This is a genomic window from Modicisalibacter sp. 'Wilcox' (genome assembly GCF_010993675.1).
Classification (GTDB): domain Bacteria; phylum Pseudomonadota; class Gammaproteobacteria; order Pseudomonadales; family Halomonadaceae; genus Modicisalibacter; species Modicisalibacter tunisiensis.
Window position 1 is genome coordinate 1 of sequence record NZ_WNXF01000038.1, and the last position, 1,371, is coordinate 1,371.

Below are 1,371 nucleotides of genomic sequence, written 5' to 3' on the forward strand. Positions count from 1 at the left end.
AGCGATTGTTGGCGCCCATGATGAGATCGCCTTCCCAGTGGCCAGGCATCAGGCGATCTTCGATCTCAGGCGGCCGCCTGTGGATGCTGACCAGCTCGGGAATCTGCTGGCGTCGATCCTTGCCACGGCTGCGCGGCCGGCGCTTGCCATTGCCCTGGCGAAGACAGGCGATGAGCTCTTTCTTGAGGCTGCCGCGGGGCATCACATAGAGCGCGTTGTAGATGGCCTCATGTGAAACCCGTCGATGTGAATCGTTGGGAGACATGCGCTTCAGTGTGCGGGCTATCTGTTGCGGTGACCAGTACTTGCGCAGCAGGTAGACCACCACCTCGAAGAGCTCCCCGTCGGGGTGCAGCTTGGGACGCTGACGTGGCCGATGTCGCGTCAGACGAGCCCGGTAGCCCGCCAGGCCGGCATCGTAGCCCTTGATGGGATCAACCGTGTGGCGAGCGATTTCTCGCGACACGGTGCTCGGCGCACGGCCCAGGTGAGTGGCGATGGCCCGGATCGAATGCGTGGCTCGCATCATCATGATGGCGGCTCGGTCTTCAGCAGAGAGGTGGCGATAGCAGTGATTCATAGCAACACCGTACCTGATCCCGGCTTATTCATGAGGTCGGTCTGAAAACGAAGATAGCGGATGGTATTCTCTTGAAAATTCAGTGTGTTCCGCCAAGAACCTGAACCAAGAGAGCCATCCGCTATGGGTGAAAGCCTATCCACCTGGACGCCCTCGTGCAACGGCGCTGTCCGTGTTGAGCTGAGCGGCCAGCGCACCACCAGCGACAGCGGCGCTCTGCTGTTGCGTGAGGCCCTCGACAACAGCGGCGTGATCGAGGCGCTGGAAGACAATCTGGTCGATCGACGCCACCCGCTGCGCATCCGTCATTCGCTGGCCAGCCAGTTGCGTACCCTGGTGCTGCAGCGTGCGATGGGCTGGATCGATCTCAGCGATACCGACACGCTGCGCCGTGACCCGCTTTGGCAGTTGGCCTGCAGCGATGCGCGCGGCATGACGCCCCTGGTCCAGGACCGGCCGTCTCAAGCCACGCTGTCGCGGCTGCTGAGCTGCCTCGGTCGTAACGACAATATCGATGCCGTGCACGAAGGCCTGTTGCGGCTGGTGGTCTGGCGCCTGACCTCGCTGCAGAACGGTGAACGTCCCAAACAGCTGACGCTGGACATCGACGGCCTGCCGATCGAGGTGCATGGCCACCAGGGCGGGTCGGCCTATCATGGCCTTTACGGGGCCCGCATCTACTCGCCGCTGGTCGCCTCGCTGGCCGAGACCGGTGACATGGTGGGCGGCCTGCTGCGCGAGGGCAACGCCGGCCCGGCCGAGAACGCCGACACCTGGATCCCGCATCTGGT

2 protein-coding genes are annotated in these 1,371 nt (G+C 63.5%); one reads left to right on the plus strand and one right to left on the minus strand.

Going from position 1 to position 1,371, the window contains the following annotated elements:
• The coding region (locus G7A98_RS16535; protein ID WP_163650772.1) for an IS30 family transposase at positions 1 to 580 on the minus strand (580 nt) is incomplete at its 3' end.
• Positions 581 to 664: 84 nt separating this feature from the next.
• On the opposite strand from G7A98_RS16535, the gene G7A98_RS16540 reads away from it, so the two are divergent.
• On the plus strand, positions 665 to 1,371 hold a 707-nt coding region (locus G7A98_RS16540; protein ID WP_205596305.1), incomplete at its 3' end, for a transposase.